General features: G+C 32.6%; 1 protein-coding gene and 1 pseudogene. Both read right to left on the reverse strand.

Going from position 1 to position 1,430, the window contains the following annotated elements:
• Positions 1–765 (reverse strand): PD-(D/E)XK motif protein (locus BLQ19_RS20840; RefSeq protein ID WP_074539664.1); only part of this gene is annotated, 765 nt, incomplete at its 3' end.
• Positions 762–1,430, reverse strand: a pseudogene (locus BLQ19_RS20845) (Z1 domain-containing protein); the annotation flags it as partial. The pseudogene BLQ19_RS20845 and the gene BLQ19_RS20840, both read right to left, overlap by 4 nt.

Consider the following 1,430-nt stretch of genomic DNA (forward strand, 5'->3'; position numbering starts at 1 on the left):
AAGTGTTCTGAAAACTATCGAGTTTAACTTGTCGGTAGTTTCAAAATCATAGTTTACTTTCTTAGAAATGCTTTCAAGAAGTTGTTGGATATTCATACCTGAATTATGCTGCTTCAAAAAAATGGATGCAATTAAAACTTGAGTATCAGAAGGTGGGTTCAATTGTTCAGCTGAAAAAATATGTTTTCTCTCAAAGTTGGAACTACTTTTAACTTCAATTCTTTCTAAACCTGCATTAAAGTCAAATTTCTCTTCTGGTAGATTGTGCCAATAATTTATTACTGATTTTGGATTACTCGAATTTTCAATCAAAAAAAGTTCAGCCCAAAGCCCATTAATTGTATTGGTTGGAGAATCTGTTAATGTCTTAAATACTTCTACGAACTTTTTGAGGGAATCAATTACTTGCTGTTGGGTTGGTTTCTGACCAATCGTACTTACAAGAGTTTCTGAAATTCTTAAAAAATATTCTTGGAGGTTTCTGTCGCTGCAACGGAATGTAACCACAGTAAATGTTTGAAGTATAAAAGAATCATTTTCATAAATTCTACATTCTAAATTTTGCTCTAATTGTAAATATTTAAGGCGAAAGTTTTTCAAACTCAAATCCTTAATTCTTTTAGATACCGAGAGTAATAAAACCGCATTTCCTTCAAAATCAATTGCTATTCTAAAATTTGGAAATTCTGGAATGGGAATAGCATTGAAAACTTTGTTGTCATTTTCAGGCAAACTTAGCGTATCGTAAAGTTCAATTAAATTCATACTTGCCTAATTAAATCAGCACCCATACGTTCAGGTGTCCATATTGCTAATGTAGGAACTCTTACAAATTCTGTGTCTCTTAAATTTAGAAGGTGAATTTGAATTGATAAAATGTTCTCGTCCTTTATTTCCGAATCTCCCGGATATACAACTTCTCCTGTTCTTGGGTTACGACCCTGAAATAATTGTTGGATTTCATCATTGCGGTTTAATCTACGAGTTCGTGGTGTCCAATTGTCAATTGAATCTGCACTCATTAAGTAAACTAAACATTCTTCGTTAGGATGTTCTTCAATAAATCCTTTCAAAATCCCTCTTAGGCTTGAGTATGTTGCTGAATCACTTTCTCTTGTGAAACGGAGATTGTTAAGTAAATTCTCCAAACAATCTTGAATAGTGATTCTTGCAACCAAGTGTTTTTGTTCCTCTGTTCGGTTTGGATGACCTTCGTCTAGGTTGAAAATCTCCGCTTTTGCTTGTAAGAATGTTAAAAGTGAATTTCTATTGGTTTCAATTAATTCATCTGTATCGTGTGGTGCATTTATTCTAAACCAATCATTTCCAAAAGTATCCCTATCTAAATCGTCATAAATTATATTACGTCTCGTTAGATTTAACATTTGGTTTAATACGGCAACTCTATCAAAATCGTTTAAATGTCTATC

This window comes from Cellulophaga baltica, assembly GCF_900102165.1.
In the GTDB taxonomy this organism is placed as follows: Bacteria; Bacteroidota; Bacteroidia; order Flavobacteriales; family Flavobacteriaceae; genus Cellulophaga; species Cellulophaga baltica.